Origin of the sequence: Limnohabitans sp. 2KL-27, assembly GCF_001269345.1 — a bacterium.
Classification (GTDB): Bacteria; Pseudomonadota; Gammaproteobacteria; order Burkholderiales; family Burkholderiaceae_C; genus Limnohabitans_A.
Genome location: NZ_CXOP01000001.1, coordinates 173,137 through 196,343 on the forward strand (window position 1 = coordinate 173,137; position 23,207 = coordinate 196,343).

A 23,207-nucleotide genomic window follows, 5' to 3' on the forward strand; every position below is an offset into this window, starting at 1 on the left:
TATGACAAATCTCCTGTTACCCCCGACTTGATCGGGGGTCCATGCCTGCCGCCTTCGACTGCCATGGATACCCACATGCGCGGGTATGACTTATGGGGACACAGGTATGACCATCACTTGTCACTCTGGATCAGGTCGGCGATTCATAGCGACCAGCAGCGCCATCATGAACAAGAAGAAATGACTTTCTCTTGAACTGAACAAAGGCGAATTGATCATGCTGTCCACCAGCAAAATGCTGGTCAGGGACACCAGTAACACCTTGGCCTGGGCATGGTCAGAGCGCATAGCCACCCTGTAAAGCGACAGCAGCAGCGCCGCGTACAACAGCACCCCGATCAGGCCATGATCCGCACCAAAGAACAAAAACTGGTTGTGTGGATGCCAACGGAAAGTGTCGCACCACTCCGGCTTCTCCAAAAATCGGCACACCTCCGTGTGGTACGCGCCTGTGCCGTACCCCACGATCGGGCGTTCTGCCATCATCTTCGGCACGGTTCGGTAGTTGTAAGCCCGGTGCCCAATGGACGACATCACATCCACATCGCGCTTGGCAAATTCTGTCCAACCCAAAGCAATCCGCTCACGCATCACACTCGACGACGCCAGCACCCCAGCCACCAATAGCACCAGCACCGGCAAACCGATCCACAGCTTTTTGCCGCCCCAGCGCACCAACATCCAGGACACCAGGCCAGCCAACAGCAACACCACCCCTGTTCGACCCGAAGACAAATGGGTGATGCTGACCACCCCCAACGCCGCCACAAGCAACCAAACAAGACTCATTCGGCCAAGCCACGGGCGCTGCACTTTGGTCAAAGCAAACACTACCAAAAAAGACACCATCACGTTTTGCGTGATGTAGTCACCAAACACATGGTGCGACAAACCCCAACCAGGCGTCTTGGTCGTTGACCAAGGCAACACAAACCAAACATTCAGCCAAGTGGACACCACGATAAACAGCATGGCCCCCACAAACGCCCACAACGCTCTTTTTTGCCACAGCGGAAACCGCGCCAACAACAGCATCAGCAAAACTGCATAAGCAAACTTGGCGTATTTGCCTAAATTAACAGACACCCAATGCCAAGGTGCAGGGGTGTAAAGCGTGCCAACCAGCACCATGCCAAACAATGCCATCAGCCAAATCGCCGGCCAGCTCCAGGCATCACGCTTCAAATAAACGCTGCTAAATGTGACTGCAAACCCGATCAACACCAACAGCAACACCACATTCGACAGCGCCATGGCCACCGGGAACAACAAAAACAGCGCAGGCACCAGCCACCCCAAAGCCACCTTTGTCTTTTGCCTGATCGCGATCATTAGATATCCTTTTTATCAACACTCTATTATCAACTTGTGGCCAAGCGCGTCTGTCTTCGACTGGTATGAATACCCGCATGCGCGGCTATGTAAGATCTCATGTCACCCCCGACTCGATCGGGGGGGTCCATACCTGCCCACTTCGACTGGCATGCGCATGTGTGACAAGATGGTGTTCCACCCTAACTGTGGGCATTAGCCCCTGCGGCCGAATGCCTGCACTGGCTCCACCCAACAGTCGGGAGCAGGGGCTCGCTCCCACTACATTCGTCACCCCCGACCTGGTCACCGCGTCACCCGATAAACCCCCAACCCCAGCCACTCGTGCAAAACCGTCTGCCACAGCAGCAAGCTGCGCGCCAATGAATACTCGGTCCAAGGCGTGGCGTCGCCTGTTCTGAAATCCACCGGATACGGCGTTACCTCGCACCCGACTGCTTCAAACTCGGGCACAGACCGGGGCATGTGCCAAGCCGAAGTCACCAGCAGCCACGGCTCTTGGCAACGCTTGCCCAGCAACGCGGCCACCTGCAAAGCATTTTCTCGGGTGGTGCGCGAGCCGCTTTCCAAAATGACTCGGCGCATGTCCACACCCTGCTGCTCATAAAACGCCTTGGCCAATTCGGCCTCACTCACGCCCGTGACCAGCAAGCGCCCCTCACCACCAGAAAAAACCAGTTGCAACTGCGCATGCTGCCGCATCAGCCCCACCGGCACAGACATGCGCTCAGCCGCTTGACCCAAAGGCACCTGACCATGTGCCAAATAAATGCCGGGGTGCTCAGTGGCACCGCCCAACACAATCACACCCACATGCCGACCGACAACCTCTGGGGGCGGCACGGGGTATCGGTTTTCCAGCGGACGCAAGAGCGCGTGTGGCAAAGCCTCAAAACCCAAGAGCCCCAGCACCGCCAAACCGCCCCACAGCATGCGAACAGCCCCCCGCCGCCAACGCGCAGAACCACTCAACAACCCCAGAGCCACACTCCACCACACAGCCAACCAAAACATGGGCTGCGTGATGGCTGACATCAATTTGGACAAAATAAACATGTCGACCTTTTCAAAGCTCTTAAACAACAAAAGAGCCTCTCGGCTCTTTTGTGATCAAACAATTGGGATCTGAACCCAATTAATGGGCAAGGCCACTGCACTCATCGGCATCACCGTTTTCATGATCGTTTTGAGGGCAGACTGCTCGGCTACTTTCAGGTCATAACTTTGCTGCAAATTGAGCCACGACTGCGCATCTCCGCCAAAGTAGCGTGCCAAGCGCAAAGCCGTATCTGGGGTTACGCCGCGCCGACACAAGTCAATGTCGTTGACGCCAGACGGCGTCAAATGCAATGCCTTGGCCAATGCATTGACACTCAAGCCCAAGGGTACGAGGTACTCCTCCTTGAGGAGTTCCCCTGGGTGAATGGCGCACATTTGATTTTTCATAAAAACTCCAAATTTAATGGTAGTCCACGATTGCGACATTCATCGGGCCACGTTCAGTCCAAACAAAACAAATTCGGAACTGATCGTTCACCCTGATTCTGTGCTGACCCGCACGATCACGGCGTAAAGCCTCTAACCTATTACCAGGTGGTGACCGCAAAAAATCAAGCGTAGCGGCACTGTCAAGCATTTGTAGCTTGCGCTCAACAACCGTTTTCATCGCATTGAACCGCTTAACCCTTGCACCATCAAAAAGCGCCCGGGTGTCAGCGCAGGCAAATGAGATGATCATGTTTGAATTTCATACCGATGCTCGGTAAGCAGCTACCGACCAAAAGCCTCAGGCAATGTCTTTTTACAGCCCCACAAACATCAAAGGAGCCCAAGGCTCCTTTTCTGCAAAAAATTTGTATCTGACCCCAATAAATTCTTGGATGCCCATACCCTGCGGCCGAATGCCTGCAAGCCCCCTCATCAAGCCGTTCCTGCGCTCTCCATCCACACCCAATCCACAACCTCGCCAACGGGCTGATAGTCTGGCACCAGATCCTTGAGCAGGGTACGGATCAGGAGCACGTTGTTGGCGTCCAGAGCCAAACCCAAGTCATACAGCTTGGCCTGCAATTCATCCCACGGCACAAAGTCCTCGTGGGCTTTCTTCACAACCAAAAGCAACAAACTAGCCCCAAAGCTGCTGATGTTTAGCACTTGGTGAGCACGGTCATAAAGATCATTTCCGAATGCCAGCTGCACTAGCCTCTTCGACCGCGTCCTCAATCTGGTGGCGGTTCACGATTCACCGCTAGCGATGTGCATAACCGTTCGGATTCATCTTCTGCCACCGCCAGGCATCGCGCATCATTTCGTCCAAACCGCGTTTGGCCTTCCATCCGAGCTCTTGCTCAGCTTTTGTGGGGTCGGCGTAGCAGGTCGCAATGTCCCCGGGACGGCGTGGAGCTATCCGATACGACACTTTGCGGTCACTCGCGGCTTCGAATGCCCGCACCATTTCTAGCACGCTGTAGCCTTGTCCGGTTCCTAAATTCCACACATGGGCACCCGTACGGGTTTGTAGAGCGTCCAAGGCCCGCAAGTGCCCCTCGGCCAAATCCACAACATGTATGTAGTCACGCACGCCGGTGCCATCGGGCGTGGGGTAGTCATTACCAAACACCGCCAACTCGGGAAGCTTGCCCACGGCCACCTGCGCCACATAAGGCAACAGATTATTGGGTACCCCGTTGGGGTCTTCGCCAATCAGGCCGCTTTCGTGGGCACCCACAGGGTTAAAATAGCGCAAAATGGCAATACGCCAGCGCGGGTCTGAAGCGGCCAAATCACGCAGCATGTCTTCCACCATCAACTTGCTGCGGCCATATGGGTTGGTTTGGTGACCCACAGGGCAAGCCTCTGAAATGGGCATTTGAGCTGGCTCGCCATACACCGTAGCCGATGAGCTGAACACCACGTTAAACACACCCGCATCGGCACAAGCCTCTAAGAGTGTTCGGCTGCCGTGCATGTTGTTATCGTAATAACGCAGGGGCTGAGCCACACTTTCGCTCACGGCCTTTAGACCTGCAAAGTGAAGTACCGCATCAATTGCGTGTTCAGCAAATAGTTTATATAACAAAGCCGGATCGCGAATATCACCCAGTACAAAATAGGCTGTGCTACCAGAGATTGACCAGACGCGAGTCAACGACTCTGTTGTGCTATTACACAAGTTATCCAAGACAACAACATCATGTCCAGCTTGCAGCAAAGCCAACACTGAGTGTGAGCCAATAAAACCAGAACCACCAGTAACCAATATTTTTTTCAGCATTTAAACCTAAAATGTATGCTTTCAGAAGGATTAAAATTTAATTTCATTCAGAAAAATTGCCCTACCTTACCAAGGTTCTTCCAAGTAATTGCACGAGCAGCATCAATGAAAGAAAAACCACAGATGCGCAAAGCACGCCAATCTTCTTTGGTTTTATGTACGAGTGCGTTCATTGATTTGTTGCTGGCACCACCCATGCGCATTTTTACAAACACCTCAGGAACATAAACAGCCTTAAAGCCGGGATGAGAAAAAAGCTGCAAAATACTTAAATAGTCAGCAGATATTTTGTAACTCATATCAAACCCGCCGATCCGCGCATACCACTCTCGGCGCACATACAAAGTGGGATGAGCAGGCATCCAGCCCCAAACCAAATCGCGCTGATTAAATGGCTTACTTTTCCACCGGCGAATCACCTTACTGACATCGTCTTGGCTCACATACTCCAAATCGCCATATACAGCACAAACTGTGGGATCCTCAAATGCTTTAGCCACTTTTAAAAGCACATCATTTGAAGCATACAAGTCATCGGCATGCAAAAAGCCTACTACATCGCCAGTAGCCAGCAGAACACCTTTATTGAGTGCGTCGTAAATACCTTTATCAGGCTCGCTTTTAAATATGGCTTTTGAATCTAAATTTTGCTTGGCAAGATCGATCGTTCCATCCGTGCTAGCCCCATCCACAATCACATGCTGTTTGCTTTGAAAGGCTTGTTGGCTTATGGATTCCAAACAATCGGGAAGTGTCTTCGCGCAATTCCAAGTGGCGGTTACAACAGAAATAGAAATATTACTACTCATTCATTGTACTAAGTTTGTTATCGATCCAAGTACACAGCCTTGGTTTTTTGAACGGTTTGAAACCAGTCAAATTGCGCAACCCGCTCTATTCCGCGACGAACAGCATCCTCACGCACTGCTCCAGAAATAAAAGTACTTAACGCAGTAGCGTAGGACTCGCCAGTTTGGCTATCAGCGTAAAGCGCCGCGGTACCCCCAACCTCTGGCAATGAAGACAGAGCAGCTGAAACGACAGGACATCCACAGGCCATCGCCTCAAGAATTGGCAGGCCAAAACCCTCATAATCTGAAGGAAAGATAAATGCAAACGCAGACGAATACAGCCGCCGCAAATCTGTGGTGGAAACCGGGCCGAATTCTTGCCAGCGGTTCCCCAATCGCATTACTAAGAGGGTGCGCTCATCATCCGTGAGTGTAGGTCCGACAATGCCGAGGGAAAGGCGAGGCGATTGCCGAACTGCTTCAACAGCTAGATCGAAACGCTTGTATCCCCCGCGTTGGCCCACAAACAGCACTGTTTGTTCGTTGGTGTTAGGTGAGCTTGTAGACTCCTGATAAAATGTTTCCACATCTACACCAAGATGAATAACATGCAACTTCGATGTGTCCACTCCGGGGCAAAACTCAATAACGTCCTGTCGGGTCGATTCCGAGATGCATAGCACTGCATCGGCCCGCCTAATGCTAGCCAACTTTTGCTTCGTATGAACGAAACGCGCCAATCCAGTTCGGTAGCGCTCGTACGTGAAGTCGTAGACCGATACAACATACTTTCCAACACGGTGACGTGGTAGTCGGTAGTAGGAGGTGTGGAGTACACCGCCATCGCCAGCCGTCCTCGCAGGAAGATAACGCCCGATTCTCGCATCAAGCTTCTCGCCCAGCACCGGCATCCGTTGTAACCAGGCTGTATCAAAATCGCGATAGGTCAGATGCTTCGGAAGGACGAGGCTACCAGCCAGTGCAGGATCGACACTAACGTGTTCCACGAGTTTTGCCCAATAGTTTGAGATCCCTCCAAAGCGTTGAAGACCGAAAATGATGCAGTCCAGTGTGATCAGATATCCGCTAGTCATGTGAGGGAATCAATAAAGTTCTAGTGATGATGTACGTCGAGAAGGAAAAGAAACAAAAATATCAATAGCCTCAGCATTCACATAAAAAAACAAATACTCGCAACAAGTGCTACCCAATTATAAATTTACAGAACATAAATCGATTTACATATTTATCGAGGAAGTACTAACAAATAAAGATATGCGTTGTCACTACAATAGTAAATTATTATTAGATGATTGGGAACAGCAACTTAGATTAAATTTAAATGCGAAATAATTAATTGTATTTACAAAATTTTTAATATTGGCCCGAATTGAGTGATATATGCAATTTTTTTTTAAAGCAGAAGATCAATGTTTTTATTTTAAATTAAGATTTTTCAAACAACAAAAGTATTTGAATTCAAACATCTCAGGACCGAGAATGGCAATGTAAATTTAAAAAAACATATGAATCCTTATAATGAAATTCAGAAAAAATGATCTTATCGAGATTAAATTCCACCCCAAGCAACCTCAAAGCAATAGAGATTTAAATTTTGATAGCTTAATCGATTTAGGCTTTTGAAAATTAGTGGCCATAGATACTTGATAATAATTTTAAAAACAAATCCCAATCATAAAACTCCAACACAATCATAATCAGATTTTATTTAATGAAGAGGTCTTTTTTAGAATATTTATGGTCTTTGGGATTACCAATAAAGTAATTAGAAAAGTTATTGAGAAGTATGAGATACTACGAATAAAAAGCTCCAACAAAAAAATGTATGTGTAGCAAAGTGAAATAATATTGGATGGAAGAAGTATTTCTCTGTCTAAGTGTTTTCGCAAAAGAAGGCCTGCACGGATAGAAAGAATGCTGGTATAACCGACTAAAGCGATACCTACAATGCCAAATTCTCCAATAAATTTTGACGCTAGAAAACCCCCATCGGTACGATTAATTTGAAATCCAAATATATCATCAATCAAATGACTCGCTTGACCAGGTGGCTCAATACCGAAGTTTTGAAAACCTACGCCGAATCCGCTTGAAAACTGGAGAGCAGAAATCGCTTGCTCCCAACCTTGAATATACACAAGATATGATAAATTATAATCATCCGATGGAATTACCCTATTAATAAAGTAATCCATATAACTAGGCATAAACAATACAATTAAAGCAATTAGACCGATAATTATTACGGTTACCATAACGAATTGGCGAGCTTTAAGTACAATTAAAGATATAAGCAAAACCCCAACCATCAAAGTTAAATTAGGTAAAAATAAAGCAAGTACCGAGCATGCAAGACAGGTTAATATACGAAGTTTATTTGAAGATAAAAATGCAAAGAAACAAGCAATGGGGATAAAATTTATCGCAAAATGACTAGGTTCCGAGAATGGTGGAAGCGGTCGATTTAATGTCTGATAACTACCCGGCTTTAATATTTCAAAAACTCCAATAAAACCAATCACCAAAAGCACAAGGAAAAGCAGCCCAACTGTTCTTTTGATATGCTCTTGCTTATAATTAAAAATACTTGTTAACGCGAATCCACACAAAACAATAGCCAAAAGCGACAATACCTGCTTAGCGTGCACCAAATTTTCAATGGAAATAGGATTAACAAAGATCCATAAAAAAGCAATAAAGGAAAAAAGAAAATATATTTTTGTAATTTTTATCATCTGCCCTTTAATTAATTTAATTATAATTATAATAGCGCTCGATATTACCAGACCAATTGCGAGTGAAGGCAGTGATAATGTTACCATTAAGATTGATGGCAGGAGAAGTAGAACTAGAAGCGACGTTGTCATGTCATTTTCTCACCAAAGACCGTGCCATGAGCTTTAACCGAGCCATGTAGTAATCAAATATTGTTTCGAGTTTTGAGGTTGCATCTGTATTTTTTTTTGCCCTTGCGGCCTCGGCTAAAGTTTGCAAAGCAAACTTATTACTAACACCTCCATCACCCATAATCGCGGTGACTTTATCTATATAGCCTGCCTTCAGGGCCTCACCAATACGTAAGAGAAATTCGTAGTCACCTGCAATACGATAATTCGTATTATAAACACCAAAACGGTCGTAAAGGTCCCGTCGCTGTAGCGAACCGACATGTGCTACAGTCATGTATCGTCTAAAGTTTTCCCAACGCCATGCTTTACCTATTACACGGCCATTTATTTCTCCCAAAACGACCTTCGAGCTCCAGTATTCAATTTCTGGCTGACGTCTAATATAACTCAAATAAGTATATATCGACCCTGGTAATAGAATGTCATCTGCGCCGACGAATCCAATATAACGACCCGATGCGCGAGTCAAGCCCTTGTTCCATGCATCGTAAATGCCCGAATCGCGCTCACTGACCCAGTAAGCCAAATGGCCGACGTATTCAGATATAATTTCCTTTGTACCATCAGTCGAGCCACCATCAATAACTATGTACTCTACTTCACTGTTTAATTGTGGGATTATACTATCAAACGTGGCGCGTAAAGAATTTGCGCTGTTCAAAACGGAAGTAACTATGGATATTACTGGTGCTTTCGTAATTATCATGTGCTTGAATTTATATTTTATAAATTGGATAAGTTTATGAATTAATTATGTTCATCTTTTCTTCATCATCTTGAATTACTATTATTAGAAATATACCATTTATAGGTTTCTTCTAATCCTACGCTCAACTTAATGGATGCTTGCCAACCCATTGACCTAAGCTTTTCAATATTTAGGAGCTTTCTTGGCGTACCGTCCGGCATGCTCGCATCAAACACCAGTCGATTTGTATAGTCCGTTACCCTCGCAATTATTTCGGCCAGTTCACGGATGGTGCAGTCAACACCTGTTCCAACGTTGATGTGGCTAAGGGCGGGTTGCGTATTAGCTAGCCATTCGGCTGTCTCTAGGTTCATAACATGCACGCTGGCAGCGGCCATGTCATCCACATGCAAAAACTCTCTCATGGCTTTACCACTGCCCCAAATCACCACCTGTGGGTCGCCCCGCAGCTTGGCTTCATGGAAACGGCGCATGAGCGCAGGAATGACGTGGCTATTTTCTGGGTGAAAATTATCCCCAGGGCCATACAGATTGGTTGGCATGACGCTTCGGTAGTCGCGCCCATACTGTCGGTTGTAGCTCTCGCACAGTTTGATACCAGCAATTTTGGCAATGGCGTAAGACTCGTTGGTGGGCTCTAGGATTCCCGTCAGCAAGGCTGACTCGGTCATTGGCTGCTCTGCCAACTTGGGGTAAATGCAGCTGGACCCCAAAAACAACAGCTTTTGTACACCCGCTTTGTGTGCAGCATGGATCACATTTGTCTGGATGACAAGGTTTTCATAAATGAAATCCCCCGGGTAAGTGTTGTTGGCATGTATGCCGCCCACCTTGGCGGCTGCCAAATACACCTGGTCAAACTGGTCATTCGCAAAAAAGGCATTCACTGCGGCTTGGTTCAACAAGTCTAGGTCGTTACGGGTGGACGTGATAATCTCGTTGTCAGGGTTTGTGCTCAGCAAACGCACCAAGGCGCTGCCCACCATTCCGTTGTACCCAGCGACAAAGATGCGCGTTTTTTTGCTGCTCATGTTTCAACGTCCCTCTTCAAGCGACACACTCACGTCGTGCCCATTGGCCTTTAGGAAGGCAGTACGCTGAGCAAATTTCAAGTCTTCAATCACCATCTCCGCGCACATTTGCTGCGCGGTGATTTCGGGAATCCAGCCCAGCTTGGTTTTGGCTTTGGTGGGGTCCCCCAACAAGGTTTCCACCTCGGCAGGGCGGAAATAGAGCGGGTCAATTTGCACCACGACTTCGCCGACCTTTAGCGCGGGAGCTTTGTCGCCGCTGATGGACTTCACCACCGCTTTTTCTTCAATGCCCTGGCCAGTGAACTCCAGCGTGATGCCCAGCTCTGCCGCCGTCCATTGAATGAACTCGCGCACGCTGTATTGCACACCGGTGGCAATCACAAAGTCTTCGGGCTGGTCTTGCTGCAGCATCATCCACTGCATGCGCACATAGTCTTTGGCGTGACCCCAGTCGCGCAGGGCATCGATGTTACCCATGAACAAACATTTTTCAAGACCCTGGGCGATGTTGGCCAGGCCACGGGTGATTTTGCGAGTGACGAAGGTCTCGCCACGGCGCGGGCTTTCGTGGTTGAACAAAATGCCGTTACAGGCATGCATGCCATAGGCTTCGCGGTAGTTCACCGTGATCCAGTAGGCGTACAGCTTGGCCACTGCGTAGGGGCTGCGGGGGTAGAAAGGCGTGGTTTCTTTTTGGGGGGTTTCTTGCACCAAGCCATACAGCTCAGACGTCGAAGCTTGGTAGAAGCGGCAGGTCTTTACCATGCCCAAAATGCGAATGGCTTCCAAAAGACGCAAAGTGCCCATGGCATCAACATCGGCCGTGTACTCGGGCGACTCAAACGACACGGCCACATGGCTTTGGGCACCCAGGTTGTAGACCTCGTCCGGCTGCACCTGCTGCAGGATGCGTATCAGGTTAGACGTGTCGGTCAAATCGCCGTAGTGCAACACAAAATTACGGTTGTCGATGTGCGGATCTTGGTAAATGTGGTCCACACGCTGGGTGTTGAACGACGATGCACGGCGCTTGATGCCGTGAACTTCGTAACCTTTTTCCAGCAGCAATTCCGCGAGGTAGGAACCGTCTTGGCCGGTGATGCCGGTGATGAGTGCTTTTTTCATATCAGATTTATTCAAATTCAATCAATACAGTTTTTCTTCGATCATGTTTTTCACCACGCCATGCATGTTGAACTTGGGTAGCCAACCTAGCTCTTGTCGCGCCTTGGACGAATTTGCCGCGCTGACAGCAATATCGGTCGGCCTAAAAAGCTGGTTTGACTGTCTAACGTGATCAGCCCAATTCAAACCCAGATGCTCAAAAGTCGCCGAGACAAAGTCTTGTAAAGCAAACGATTCACCCGTTGCGATAATAAAGTCTTGCGGCGTTTCTTGTTGCAACATCAGCCACATCGCCTCAACATAGTCCGGTGCCCAACCCCAATCTCTCACGATATCCAATCTGCCCAACTCTAGGATTTCCTTTGAGCCAGTGGCAATCCGCTTAGCCGATTGAATAATTTTCTGGGTCACAAATCGATGTGGACGCAGCGGCGATTCGTGGTTAAACAAAATACCGGTACAAGCGAACAAACCATAGGCCTCGCGGTAGTTGTTCACCAGCCAATAGGCCGATGCTTTGGCAACCGCATAGGGGCTACGCGGGCTAAAGGGTGTGGCCTCTGTCGCCGGTAACCCTGCCGTGTCACCAAAACACTCGCTGGAACCGGCGTGATACTGCTTTATCGATCTTTCCATCATGCGGCTGGCCTCCAGAACATTCAGGGTACCCAGGGTAAAGCTTTGAATCGTTTCAGCAGGTTGTTCAAACGACAGTCCAACAGAAGACTGACCAGCCAAAAAATACACCTCGTCAGGCTGCGAGGTCTTCATGACCATAAAAACACTTCTAAAGTCCTCGGGCGCCATAGACAGTAGACGAACCCGTTCACGAATACCCAAGCGCGATAAGTTGCTAAAGCTGCCGCCTTGGGCGTCTCTGGAAGTACCGTAAACGCAGTAGCCCTTGTCTAGCAACAGCCGAGACAAGAAAGCACCATCTTGACCACCGACACCGCATATCAGAGCAGTTTTCAATGAGACTCCTTATCAGCTAAGACATTTTTATAAACCGCCTGAGTCTCTTGCGCACAACGCTCCCATGAAAACATAGGCAAACACTCTCTTCCAGCCTTAATCAAGGCACTGCGGCGCTGTTCGTCAAAGACGACACGACAAATGGCCTCAGCCTGGGCTTCCACATCCAAAGGATCAAAGTATTCACCAGCTTGGCCCACCACCTCTGGCATCGAGCTGCTGTTACTGGTCACCACAGGACAGTCATGCGCAATCGCCTCCAATGGAGGTAGACCAAAACCTTCATAAACAGAGGGGTATACAAAAGCACGGGCTTTTGAATAAAGCTGACCCAACAACCCGTCATCACCACCAATTTGCTGAACGGCCATGGCATCAAAGCCCAGCCTGCTAATGAGAGATTTCTCAGCTTCGTTGAAGGCACCACCGCCAAAAGCGACCAGATCAAACTCATTCATGAGCTCAGATTTTGAGGCGACGGCCTTGAGCATTCGTTCAAAATTTTTATATCCACCTCGAGACCCGACATACAACAGATAAGGTCGCGGCCTGTGGACGACACCTGAAACCAGACTGTGCTTTGATTCGAACTTTTCAAATCCAAGATGCACAACAGACACCTTATGATCAGGAAAACCGAACAGCTCGCAGAGGTCTTTTTTTGTACTGTGGGATATGCTGATCACATGATCTGCACGTGCTAACGCTAAACGTTTGTATTGGGTAGTGGCATCAGTGGGAGAAAAATTATCAGGGTACTTTTCGTGAATCATGTCGTACACCGTGATAACACGTCCTTTGGCAACCCTTGAAACCACCTTAGGGCTGTAATAGGTTTCATGCAAGATGTCGGCGCTATTGGAGCGCAAACTCAGCTGGCTAAGGCAATGATTAGCAAACATGGCCAATCGACCCGTTTTTGGCGGAAAGCCCTCCAAGCCTAAGCCGTGAACAACGTTTTCGGGCAGATCTTTTAAATAACGGTTGCGGTGGATTGGGGCTACAACATCAACTTGTTCACCCAGAGTTATCAAACCTAGAGCGAGCCGCACGAAGTAACGAGAAATACCTCCGTAGGACTGATGTGTGAAAATTTGATGGTCAAAAACAATTCTCACGTCTTGCCACTCATTTTTTGAAAATCAGACCATGTTTTAGATCGAAGATTTTGTCCATAGAGCGCAGGGAACCTTCTCACCAATCGAGTATTCATTTTCCATTGAAATTCACTGACAGGCTTTTCACTAAAAAGATGACAACTAACTCCATCAGTGACAAGATGTTTGTTGAACCTTTTTGCAATAAATTGCAAAGTCTGTACACGAAAAAAACCGATATGCTGACCATGATCAAGTCCGTAATACCACCATTGATTTGGCCGAGGGGCAGGGGAAGCAATAAGACTGGTTGAGATAAGTAAGTTAGGCGCTATGGCGAAAAGCTTATCCACCTCAATTAAGGGATCAACAAAATGCTCAAACGCCTCAAAAGCAGTAACCAAATCAGCTTTTTCGTTGGTATATTCAAAGCCTATTGCAAGAAGATTTGTACAGTAAGGATCTGTCCATAATGCTTCAATACCTCGATCACGAAGCAACCGCACCAAGATACCATAACCACCGGCATAATCCACAACCGCACCATTTAGAGACTTGAGGGAATTCAGCGTAGCCAAGATCAAACCCACATTTAATTGGTTGCGGGCCATAATTCCAGTATCGCAATTATTAATGGCAGAAGAGTACGCTTTTTCTAGCCAATAAGGTTGTTCGGTTTGCACATAACCACAATTTAAACAATCAAAATAATGTATTTTATTATAAAATATGAACCCATCAAATATTGATTTACCCAGTTTATGGCAACATAATCTACACAATTGATTTAACATAAATTTTTATGCTTCACGATAAATTTAATAAAAATTTTGATTCCTAATGAAACTTGGCACTCATCACATCTTCGGACTCATAATACATCTGACTATTCGGCTAGAATTTCTTTAATTGCAGATTTCAAATTATAATAATAAGTATCTTTATTATTATTCTCCATGACATATTCTAAATTTAGGGTTTGAAAACGAATAATTTCTTCACTAGAAAGCTTTTCCGAAGCATCGATAGCTTCTTTTAAGTCCATTACTGAAAATCCTTTTATTGGAATTTCGTATCCAGTCGAAACACTTGTCTCTTTAGTGATTATAGGTATTAGCGCTCCATTTCCGACGGCTGTAATCAATGATGGCGAACCACCCTCCGAACAAGATGGAAAAATAACAAATGAACAGTTTTCAAGAATTTCATTGAATTTTTCAGAATTAATATTTACAAATCCATGCATATGTATATTTGATAATTGATATAGTTCATTTCTGTAGGCAATATTAAAGTCTTGCTCAGCGGCAACATGACCGCATATATGCAATGTCAAATCAGGTCTGGACTTAAAAAAATCCAAACATAAATCCAATCCCTTGTGAATTAATCCTGAACTCCCGAACCACAAATAAGATTTATTTGCCCCCGCCTTTCTATTAAGCAATACACTTCTAGGATTTATCGAATTAAAGTAAGGTGCATTTATTCCAACTATTTTGCCATCATAATGCAGCCGGTATGTTTCTTCGCAACAATGATTACCTAGCGCAATTATTCCATCAACCAATGTGGTTTGATGAGACCAAGTTTTTTCAACAAATCTTGCAGATTTGCTGAGCCAAAATCCTTTTTTCAAATAAACATCCTTGACTCTTTTTAGAGTTGCTGTGTTTTGATGACATACGTGCATTCCCGCACCATAGTATATAGTTTTTATAGCGTGAAATCCCCCCTCAAAGTATTTCTGGAAAACATCGCCAAAACCATAAATTACATTGTAATTGTCCAATTCAGAGATTGGATTGTCATAATTTATTACATCTACAATATATCCTAGCTCATCGAAAATCTTTGCAGCGCAAACAACTTCATAGTTATTGGTGTGCGCATTCGATTGGATTCTAAAAGGCGAAGTGATATATGAGATTAAAACCTTTTTTTCTCCGTTATACCTCTTATATAAATTCTTAATCTTTCTATTTTTAATTTTATTTATTATTTTAATCAACAGCGGGGGTAATATTTTTTTTAGTACGGTTTTAACCATTTTATTATTCTCTTGATTAATCTCGATAAAATTAATGGCCTTGCCCTATTTCTTTTTCCAACCTCTGCATCGTGATACATGTTGGGCATTATTCTTTTAGGGAAATCAATTCTTATCAAATCAATTTCCTTGGTTGGCATAAAGTTGTTTTCCGTGGCGCCGTCTGCATGAGCTCCAATTGTCCCAATATTGGATACCAAGTTAACCGTTGGTGTTGCACATAGGCCGTAATTAAAACAACAGTTTAAAGACCATTGGTAGTCCCATGTATCTATATTTTTAGATTTACTTGCTTTAATTAAATTTTGATGGAATTTCTCATCATGTTTGTTTAGAGAGATATATTTATGATCATCTGACTCATAATCTAATATGTCGACCTCATAACTTTCCCAAGCTCTTTTCCAAGTTGCCCACCCCCAAATAGAGTAATGTCTAGAAAAAATGAACTCTGCTCCTGTTTGTTTTTGTATGTCCAGCAAGTAGTTGGTTCCAGTTGCCATCATTATTCTTGTATCGTTGGCGTATTTATTAAGAATTTTTTCGCAGAACCAAAAAAAGCTTTGCACAGGTAAACAATCATCCTCCAAGATAATGCCTTGATTTTCGTTTTCAAAAAACCAATTTATTCCACTGCTGACAGATTTCTTGCAGCCTAGATTTTCATCTCTAAAGAGTGTTTTAACTTCGCACGGCCAGTCCACTGCCGTAGCAATTTCACGCACTTGGGTGACTCTCTCCGCTTCACCTTCACGATTGGCCCTTGGGCCATCAGCCGCCACATAAAGTCTGGGCGGTTTTGCCTGGCGAATCGCCTTGAAAACTTGTTTGGTAGTGTCCGGTCTATTGAAAACCAAAAAAAGAACCGCTGTTTGCAGTGGTGCTACAGGTATAAAAATTTCGCTTGTCACAAGTTAGTCTTTCAGCAATTTGGCAAAGTAATCCACCGTTCGTTTTAAGCCTTCATCCAAGGAAACTATAGGCTCCCAGCCAAGCTTGTCTTTGGCCAACTCAATATTTGGCTGTCGCTGTTTCGGGTCATCAGCGGGCAAAGGCAGATGGGTCAGTTTAGATTTACCACCCACCAGTTTCAGCACCTTCTCTGCCAACTCCAGCATGGTGAATTCACTAGGGTTACCCAAGTTCACTGGCCCTGTGATGCCAGGCTCGGTACTCATTAGGCGCACAAAGCCTTCTATCAAGTCATCCACATAACAAAAAGACCGGGTCTGATGTCCATCGCCGTAAATGGTGATATTTTCACCCTTGATGGCTTGAACGATGAAGTTACTCACCACGCGCCCATCGTTGGGGTGCATACGCGGACCATAGGTGTTGAATATACGAGCCACCTTGATGTCGAGGTTGTGCTGACGGTGGTAGTCAAAAAATAATGTCTCAGCGCAGCGCTTGCCTTCGTCGTAGCAAGACCGAATGCCAATGGGGTTGACCTTGCCCCAATAGCTCTCAGGCTGCGGATGCACTTCTGGGTCGCCATAGACCTCGCTTGTGGATGCCTGAAAAATGCGTGCGCCAGTGCGCTTTGCAAGTCCCAGCATATTGATGGCGCCGTGCACACTGGTCTTGGTGGTCTGCACCGGATCGTGCTGGTAATGGACTGGGGATGCGGGGCAAGCCAAGTTGTAGATTTGATCTACTTCAACATAGAGTGGAAATGTAACGTCATGACGCATCAACTCAAAATGCGGCTTTTGCATTAGATGTGACACGTTGTTTTTGCTGCCTGTAAAGAAGTTATCAAGGCAGATGACGTCGTGGCCCTCAGAAACAAGTCGCTCACATAGGTGTGAGCCGAGAAAACCAGCACCGCCGGTGATAAGTGTGCGGGGTCTAGAGTAGTAATTTTTCATTTAATATCAATTTTTATATATTGCTACAATATTTTGATATGCATATACCTCACAAAATAAAGGGTGATATTTATTAATTTTCATCATTCCATTAGGCAGCAGTCGATAAAAATCATAATCCGACAAAATAGTCCAAAAGTCCTTGAAAAATACTCTTGAAGCAACATTCATTTCATTGAACTCAAAATGAATTGCTTTAATTTTTCCCGATGCGATAGATTTAGCACACCCGCGAATAACCTCCAACTCGTTACCCTCAGTATCAATTTTTAATAATAAAATTTCCAAGATATTATTCATCTCAATAAATCCATCAAGATCAATTAATTCAACCTCATGAGATGTAACAGACTTTGATCCATGAATTTCACTAATCACATCACGGAACAATGAAGCATGCTGTGATCCATCATTGGAGCCATAATCGTAAAGATTAAGAAGTCCGCGCTTACTAGATGCCCCTTGATTATAAACAAAAACATTCTCATAATTCACTGTATTTTTACGCAACTTTAAAAAAGTTAAAGGATGTGGTTCAAACGCATGAATTGTTAATCCTTTGTTTATATTAATCAATTCAGCAATATAATCACCAACATTTGCTCCAATATCGATTACAACACCATGCTTACACCTCATGAATTTATCTATGAAATTCTTCTCGCCGCTGACAGCTGAGGTTTTATAATTCAAAATCCCCAGCCCAGACAAAGATAGCCTATAAAGTAGCTTATTGAACTTTACAAAAAAAACTCTAGCAAATAAGAAAACATAAATATTTATTATCTTTTGCATTTTTATCTCATTTCTTTTGGATAAATCGAATTAAATTAAGCGATTTTGTTTTCATGAAAAATAATGGCCGCGTCGGCGCTTGGATTAGATCAAATAACCATGCGGCTGTAATTTGTCCTAAAAGAGTTGCAACAGCAGCACCATTTCCTCCAAATTTTGGTATCATAAATAGGTTGAATAAGACATTAATAATTAAACCTAATAGTGTTCGTTGAAAACTCAGGATTTGACGATTCTCTGTAACAAACCATTGGCTACTTGCAACACCCAAGAAAACGAAGACTGATGCCCATATGTGAATAGCGAGAACAGGTCCCGATTCGGCATAAGCCGATCCGAAAAGAGCAATCACAATAGGTGTTGATAAAAATGTCATGGGCAACGCAATAGCCACGGACAGCCATACCATCAGGTCGTACAAACGCTGTAGGCGTTGGAGGTACTGTGTTTCATCACGCTTTTTGGCTTCCAGGATGGCAGGAAAAACAGAGGCCATAATCATCATCGGGATGAAGTACCACACTTCGCTGATGCGCACTGCTGCGCTGTAGATCCCAACAGCGTCATCGTCCAGCATTTGTCCCAGCATGATCTGGTCGATTTTCATGTAGACCATGATGGCCATTCCCGACAAAAGCAATGGCCAACTATCGAGTAACAATGTCTTTGCGCGCAACAAAGAAAAACGAAGCTTTTGCAACTTAGGGCCATGCAAACCGAGCATGAATAATATGAGCACGGAAACAATCAAGGCTTCCGCAGCTGTAGTCCAGGCAAAGGCAAGCAGGGGGGCATTGCTCACAATCAAACCAACCTTGATAGCTGCAAAAACCAAAAAACACCCGTTTTGCACCCAAACGATGTATTTGGACAAAACTTGTGATTCAAACCAATAGAGGGCAACATCGCTGAACTTGAATAGCACGATAGAGCCGAGGATGGCCACCAACAGCTTGGCCAGACCTTCGTCAGGCCGCAGCCAAAAAATGGTTCCCATGACACAACCGTAGGCTAGCAAGCCACCTACCAGCTGCAAAACTGCAGCCGTACCTAGGGTTTCTTCTTTGCACGAGGGATCTTGTACCATGTCGCGAACCACAATGCTTTGCAAGCCTAAACCCGCCACAGCACCAAACATGCCAACAAAGGCGGAAGCAAAACTTAACAAACCAAATTGCTCGGGCCCCAAGTAACGGGCAACCCACACCCCAACCAGCAACCCCACCCCCATGCGCAGCACTTTGTCAAAAAAGAGCCACCCCATGTTGTCAACGATCTTGACCAAGTTGGGCCTATGCTCAATGCGGCGGCGAACGAATGCTGGAACGATATTCACAAACTTTGCCTGCTTCAGCTGTCAATGCCGAACAAGTCTCTGCTGTAGACCTTATCCATCACATCGCTTAAGTCTGCAGTGCTGCGGTTGGCCACGATCACGTCAGCTTGGGCTTTGAACTGAGCCAAATCGTTGACCACACGGCTGTTGAAAAAACGATCATCTTTGAGGGCAGGCTCATAAACAATGACTTCAATGCCTTTGGCCTTGATGCGCTTCATGATGCCCTGAATGCTGGAAGCGCGGAAGTTGTCTGAGCCTGCTTTCATGACCAGTCTGTAGATGCCCACGACGGGGGTGGATTGCTTCGCTTCGCTCGCAACGACAGACCTGGCGACGATTTCTGATGCAATAAAGTCTTTACGGGTGCTGTTGGCGGTGACGATGGCTTGAATCAGCGTTTGCGGCACATCTTGGTAGTTGGCCAAGAGCTGTTTGGTGTCTTTGGGTAGGCAATAGCCACCGTACCCAAAGCTGGGGTTGTTGTAGTGTGCACCAATGCGGGGGTCTAAGCTGACGCCATTGATGATTTGCCGACATTCTAAACCATGGGTGGCCGCATAGGTGTCCAGCTCGTTGAAGTAGGCCACACGCATAGCGAGGTAAGTGTTGGCAAAGAGCTTGATGGCCTCGGCCTCGGTGCTGTCCGTCAACAGCACGTTGATGTCTTGCTTGATGGCCGCTTGCATTAAAAGCCCCGCAAAGGCTTCGGCCCGGGCCGACCGCTCGCCAACCACGATTCGGCTAGGGTGCAGGTTGTCGTGAAGGGCGCGACCCTCCCGCAAAAACTCGGGCGAAAACATCAAATTAGGCGTTCCCATCGCTTCGCGGGTTTTGGCGGTATAACCCACCGGCACGGTGGACTTGATGACCATGACCGCCGATGGGTTAATGGCCATGACGTCTTTGATCACCGCTCCAATGGACTTTGTATTGAAGTAATTGGTGGTTGGGTCGTAGTCGGTTGGGGTGGCAATGATGACGAAGTCAGCACCGGCATAGGCGTCATGTTTGTCCAGCGTAGCGCGGAAGTTGAGTGTCTTGTTTTTGAGGAAGTCTTCCAGATCAGCATCTTCGATGGGGGACTGTTTGCGGTTGAGCATGTCCACCTTACTGGGGACGATGTCCAATGCCACAATTTCATGGTGTTGGGACAACAGCACGCCGTTGGATAAACCCACATAGCCTGTGCCTGCGATGGCGATTTTCATTGCGTTGTTCTGCCGTAAGTGTCTTCAAATCGCACGATGTCGTCTTCACCCAAATAACTGCCCGATTGCACCTCAATGATTTCAAGTGGAATGGTGCCGGGGTTAGCCAACCGGTGGACTTCACCCAACGGAATATAGGTGGATTGGTTCTCAGTGAGCGTCAGCACCTTGTCACCGTTGGTAATTTCAGCGGTGCCGGTCACCACAATCCAGTGCTCGGCACGGTGATGGTGTTTTTGCAAGCTCAGGCTGGCCTTGGGCTTGACTTGGATGCGCTTGACCTTGAAACGGCCACCTTCGTCGATGCTGTCGTACCAGCCCCAGGGGCGGTGCACTTTGCGGTGCAGGGTATGCTCTTCGCGGTTTTGCTGGCTCAGCGCGTTCACGATGTGCTTCACGTCCTGGCTGCGCGATTTTTTGGCCACCAGCACGGCGTCTGCGGTTTCGATGACAACCAGATCGCTCACACCCACCAAGCTGACCAAGCGGCTGCTGGCGTGCACCAGCGTGTTGTGGCTGTCTGTTTCCAGCACGTCGCCCGTAAAAGCATTTCCTTGGTCGTCTTTGGGCAGCACGTTCCAGACGGCGTCCCATGCGCCCAGGTCTGACCAGCCAGCATCAAGCGGCACCATTTGGATGGGGAATGCGCTGCCTGGACAGTGCTCCATGACGGCATAGTCCACCGACTCGGAAGGGATGGCGGCAAACTCATCTTTGCCGGGGCGAATGAATTGGGCGTCTTGCTTTTTGGCAGCCCATGCAGCTTGGCAGGCTTGGGCGATGTCCGGGCGGAAAGTTTGCAGGGCCTTGAGCCAGACGGATGCACGCAGGACGAACATGCCGGCGTTCCAGAAGTAGCCGCCTTGTTGGAGGTAGCTTTGGGCGGTTTCGAGGTTGGGTTTTTCTACGAAGGCGGCAACGGTGATGGGGGCATGGATTCCCGCATTCGCGGGAATGACAGAGGATGTCTTGATGTAGCCGTAGCCGGTTTCGGGTTTGTCGGGGATGACGCCCAAGATGACGATGTTGCCTTCGGCTGCCTGGGTAATGGCTTGCTGGACTGCGGCGTTAAACGCAGCGCCATCTGCGATGGTTTGGTCGGCGGGGGTGACAACCAGCACTGGGTCTTGGCCGTTTTCTGTGGCGGCCAAGGCGGCCAAGGTCAAGGCAGGGGCTGTGTTCCGGCCTAATGGCTCCAGCAAGGCCACCCCCAAAGAGATACCCACTTCTCGCAATTGCTCAGAGGCCAAGAAACGATGGTCTTCACCGCTCACTATCAAGGGCGCTGCGACTTGAATACCCTCTTGACCCAAAGCAACCAGGCGCTGAGCAGCTTGCTGGAACAGACTCTCGTTGCCCGTAAGACACAAAAACTGTTTGGGGAAACCGCTGCGTGACAAGGGCCACAAACGTGTGCCGGAACCACCGCAAAGGATGACAGGAGTGACTTGTATCATGATTGTCAGATGACTTCGTCTATTGCTCAGGCAGGCAAGTGGATTTGCGGGGTGGGTTTGACCAACAAGAAGGCAATGGGCGAGCACCAGTGATGCCGAACCATGCGGGCATAGATAGCGACATAACCCAAGGCAAGCGCCAAAAACACTAATACGGACAAGACAATGGATGAATAGGTGAAACTGGCCAGCACAATGGCAGAAAGTGTCATGAAGCCGATCAAAGCACCCGTGATGGAGTTTCTGACGGCGTTGGAGTAATGACCAAACCAACGTGCCACATAGCGCCGCTTAACAAGGCTGTGGAAATGCAAACGGTCAGGCATACCGGGGTGCTCTTTGCGAATTTTGCGGCGGTAGATGCTGAAAATCACCTCAGTCACTGGGTGTACGCAAATGACCACCGCGGCAAAGGCTGACACGCTCGGGTTTCGCTCGATCAGCAGCACGGCCACCCAAGCTAATGCGAAGCCAATGAAGTAAGAACCACCGTCGCCCAAGAACAGCTTGCCAAATGGCCAGTTGACCCAGAAGAAGCCCCACACACACGCGGCCAAGATGAGCGATGTGCTGGCCAATGTCTTATCGCCCACCTGCCAAGCAATCATGCCAAAGCCAATGAAAGCCAAGGTGGACATGGTGCTGGCCAAACCGTTGAACCCGTCGATGATGTTGATGCTGTTGGCAACACCGCCCACGGCGAAGGCTGTGAAGATGACGGACACGAAAGTGAACTTCATGAACCAATCGACACCCCAGATGTCGAGACGACTCAGTGAATAGTCGGTGATCCACCAAGCCAGCAGGCCAGAGACCATGGTGGCCAAGAGCCTTTGCATGATGCCCACACGCTTGGTGATGTCTTCGGCCACGCCAAACAAGAATGCCGGCATGCCTGCGAACAGGATGGGCGTGAGCATTTCTTTAACGTCAGCGGGTGTTTTGGTCCAAGCCACGAGGAGGCCCAACACAATGGGCAGACCGCCTACACGGGGGGTGGGCGTGGTATGGAACTTTTGCACACCATCGATGAAGTCCATGGTCAGGGCACCGTGCCAGCGTTTGGTGACGACCAGCAGCAGGCACAACAGTAACGTGCTGACAAAGCCCCAAGCTGCGGCATGCAGTGTGGCAGATTGGAACACGCCTTGGAGGGCGTTCAGGGGGTTCATGGGATTGCGGTCATGAGTGCCAGCGTTCGCGTGTATGGCAGTTAATTA

General features: G+C 47.4%; 23 protein-coding genes. All 23 read right to left on the reverse strand.

Features of this window, described 5'->3' with window-relative positions; genetic code table 11:
* Window positions 1–120 precede the first annotated feature (120 nt).
* The 23 genes from LHAB_RS00860 to LHAB_RS00960 all read right to left on the reverse strand — a co-directional run bounded on the left by LHAB_RS00860 (window position 121) and on the right by LHAB_RS00960 (window position 23,159).
* The gene (locus tag LHAB_RS00860; RefSeq protein WP_090043492.1) at window positions 121–1,332 is read right to left on the reverse strand and encodes an O-antigen ligase family protein; all 1,212 of its coding nucleotides are present in this window, start codon (window positions 1,330–1,332) and stop codon (window positions 121–123) included.
* A 285-nt stretch (window positions 1,333–1,617) separates the two neighbouring features.
* On the reverse strand, window positions 1,618–2,388 hold the full coding sequence (locus tag LHAB_RS00865; protein ID WP_194943039.1) for a YdcF family protein: 771 nt from the start codon (window positions 2,386–2,388) through the stop codon (window positions 1,618–1,620).
* 54 nt (window positions 2,389–2,442) lie between these two features.
* On the reverse strand, window positions 2,443–2,778 hold the full coding sequence (locus LHAB_RS00870) for a HigA family addiction module antitoxin (protein WP_090043494.1): 336 nt from the start codon (window positions 2,776–2,778) through the stop codon (window positions 2,443–2,445).
* Window positions 2,779–2,791: 13 nt separating this feature from the next.
* The gene (locus LHAB_RS00875; RefSeq protein WP_090043495.1) at window positions 2,792–3,070 is read right to left on the reverse strand and encodes a type II toxin-antitoxin system RelE/ParE family toxin; all 279 of its coding nucleotides are present in this window, start codon (window positions 3,068–3,070) and stop codon (window positions 2,792–2,794) included.
* Between the two features lie 182 nt (window positions 3,071–3,252).
* Window positions 3,253–3,531 (reverse strand): hypothetical protein, encoded by a 279-nt coding sequence (locus LHAB_RS00880; RefSeq protein WP_090043496.1) that lies wholly within the window; start codon window positions 3,529–3,531, stop codon window positions 3,253–3,255.
* Window positions 3,532–3,580: 49 nt separating this feature from the next.
* Window positions 3,581–4,606 carry a UDP-glucose 4-epimerase GalE gene (gene galE / locus LHAB_RS00885; RefSeq protein WP_194943040.1) on the reverse strand — a complete coding sequence of 342 codons (1,026 nt, stop codon included), beginning with the start codon at window positions 4,604–4,606 and terminating at the stop codon, window positions 3,581–3,583.
* A gap of 47 nt (window positions 4,607–4,653) precedes the next feature.
* The gene (locus LHAB_RS00890) at window positions 4,654–5,415 is read right to left on the reverse strand and encodes a glycosyltransferase family 2 protein (protein WP_090043497.1); all 762 of its coding nucleotides are present in this window, start codon (window positions 5,413–5,415) and stop codon (window positions 4,654–4,656) included.
* Window positions 5,416–5,432: 17 nt separating this feature from the next.
* The gene (locus LHAB_RS00895; RefSeq protein ID WP_090043498.1) at window positions 5,433–6,491 is read right to left on the reverse strand and encodes a glycosyltransferase family 4 protein; all 1,059 of its coding nucleotides are present in this window, start codon (window positions 6,489–6,491) and stop codon (window positions 5,433–5,435) included.
* A 624-nt stretch (window positions 6,492–7,115) separates the two neighbouring features.
* Window positions 7,116–8,285, reverse strand: coding sequence for a hypothetical protein (locus tag LHAB_RS14575; protein WP_194943041.1), 1,170 nt, complete (start codon window positions 8,283–8,285; stop codon window positions 7,116–7,118).
* 1 nt (window position 8,286) lies between these two features.
* Window positions 8,287–9,033 carry a glycosyltransferase family 2 protein gene (locus LHAB_RS00905; protein ID WP_090043500.1) on the reverse strand — a complete coding sequence of 249 codons (747 nt, stop codon included), beginning with the start codon at window positions 9,031–9,033 and terminating at the stop codon, window positions 8,287–8,289.
* Between the two features lie 65 nt (window positions 9,034–9,098).
* Window positions 9,099–10,067 (reverse strand): GDP-L-fucose synthase, encoded by a 969-nt coding sequence (locus tag LHAB_RS00910; protein WP_090043501.1) that lies wholly within the window; start codon window positions 10,065–10,067, stop codon window positions 9,099–9,101.
* 3 nt (window positions 10,068–10,070) lie between these two features.
* Window positions 10,071–11,195 (reverse strand): GDP-mannose 4,6-dehydratase, encoded by a 1,125-nt coding sequence (gene gmd / locus LHAB_RS00915; protein WP_090043502.1) that lies wholly within the window; start codon window positions 11,193–11,195, stop codon window positions 10,071–10,073.
* A 21-nt stretch (window positions 11,196–11,216) separates the two neighbouring features.
* The gene (locus LHAB_RS00920) at window positions 11,217–12,170 is read right to left on the reverse strand and encodes a GDP-mannose 4,6-dehydratase (protein ID WP_090043503.1); all 954 of its coding nucleotides are present in this window, start codon (window positions 12,168–12,170) and stop codon (window positions 11,217–11,219) included.
* On the reverse strand, window positions 12,167–13,288 hold the full coding sequence (locus LHAB_RS00925; protein WP_090043504.1) for a glycosyltransferase family 4 protein: 1,122 nt from the start codon (window positions 13,286–13,288) through the stop codon (window positions 12,167–12,169). Before LHAB_RS00925 ends, LHAB_RS00920 begins: the two co-directional genes overlap by 4 nt.
* Window positions 13,285–13,950 (reverse strand): class I SAM-dependent methyltransferase, encoded by a 666-nt coding sequence (locus LHAB_RS00930; RefSeq protein ID WP_228763297.1) that lies wholly within the window; start codon window positions 13,948–13,950, stop codon window positions 13,285–13,287. The genes LHAB_RS00925 and LHAB_RS00930 overlap by 4 nt, the downstream gene beginning before the upstream one ends.
* A 203-nt stretch (window positions 13,951–14,153) precedes the next feature.
* Window positions 14,154–15,317 carry a glycosyltransferase gene (locus LHAB_RS14580; RefSeq protein ID WP_194943042.1) on the reverse strand — a complete coding sequence of 388 codons (1,164 nt, stop codon included), beginning with the start codon at window positions 15,315–15,317 and terminating at the stop codon, window positions 14,154–14,156.
* Window positions 15,299–16,228, reverse strand: a complete 930-nt coding sequence (locus tag LHAB_RS14585; protein ID WP_194943043.1) for a nucleotide-diphospho-sugar transferase — start codon at window positions 16,226–16,228, stop codon at window positions 15,299–15,301. Before LHAB_RS14585 ends, LHAB_RS14580 begins: the two co-directional genes overlap by 19 nt.
* A gap of 3 nt (window positions 16,229–16,231) precedes the next feature.
* Complete coding sequence (locus LHAB_RS00935; RefSeq protein ID WP_090043506.1) at window positions 16,232–17,188, reverse strand: UDP-glucuronic acid decarboxylase family protein; 957 nt, start codon at window positions 17,186–17,188, stop codon at window positions 16,232–16,234.
* 6 nt (window positions 17,189–17,194) lie between these two features.
* On the reverse strand, window positions 17,195–17,983 hold the full coding sequence (locus tag LHAB_RS00940; RefSeq protein ID WP_090043507.1) for an FkbM family methyltransferase: 789 nt from the start codon (window positions 17,981–17,983) through the stop codon (window positions 17,195–17,197).
* Between the two features lie 7 nt (window positions 17,984–17,990).
* Window positions 17,991–19,319, reverse strand: coding sequence for a flippase (locus tag LHAB_RS00945; protein WP_090043508.1), 1,329 nt, complete (start codon window positions 19,317–19,319; stop codon window positions 17,991–17,993).
* A gap of 14 nt (window positions 19,320–19,333) precedes the next feature.
* On the reverse strand, window positions 19,334–20,530 hold the full coding sequence (locus LHAB_RS00950; protein WP_090043509.1) for a nucleotide sugar dehydrogenase: 1,197 nt from the start codon (window positions 20,528–20,530) through the stop codon (window positions 19,334–19,336).
* Window positions 20,527–21,987, reverse strand: coding sequence for a mannose-1-phosphate guanylyltransferase/mannose-6-phosphate isomerase (locus LHAB_RS00955; protein ID WP_090043510.1), 1,461 nt, complete (start codon window positions 21,985–21,987; stop codon window positions 20,527–20,529). The genes LHAB_RS00950 and LHAB_RS00955 overlap by 4 nt, the downstream gene beginning before the upstream one ends.
* A gap of 26 nt (window positions 21,988–22,013) precedes the next feature.
* Window positions 22,014–23,159 carry an MraY family glycosyltransferase gene (locus LHAB_RS00960; protein ID WP_090043511.1) on the reverse strand — a complete coding sequence of 382 codons (1,146 nt, stop codon included), beginning with the start codon at window positions 23,157–23,159 and terminating at the stop codon, window positions 22,014–22,016.
* Window positions 23,160–23,207 lie beyond the last annotated feature (48 nt).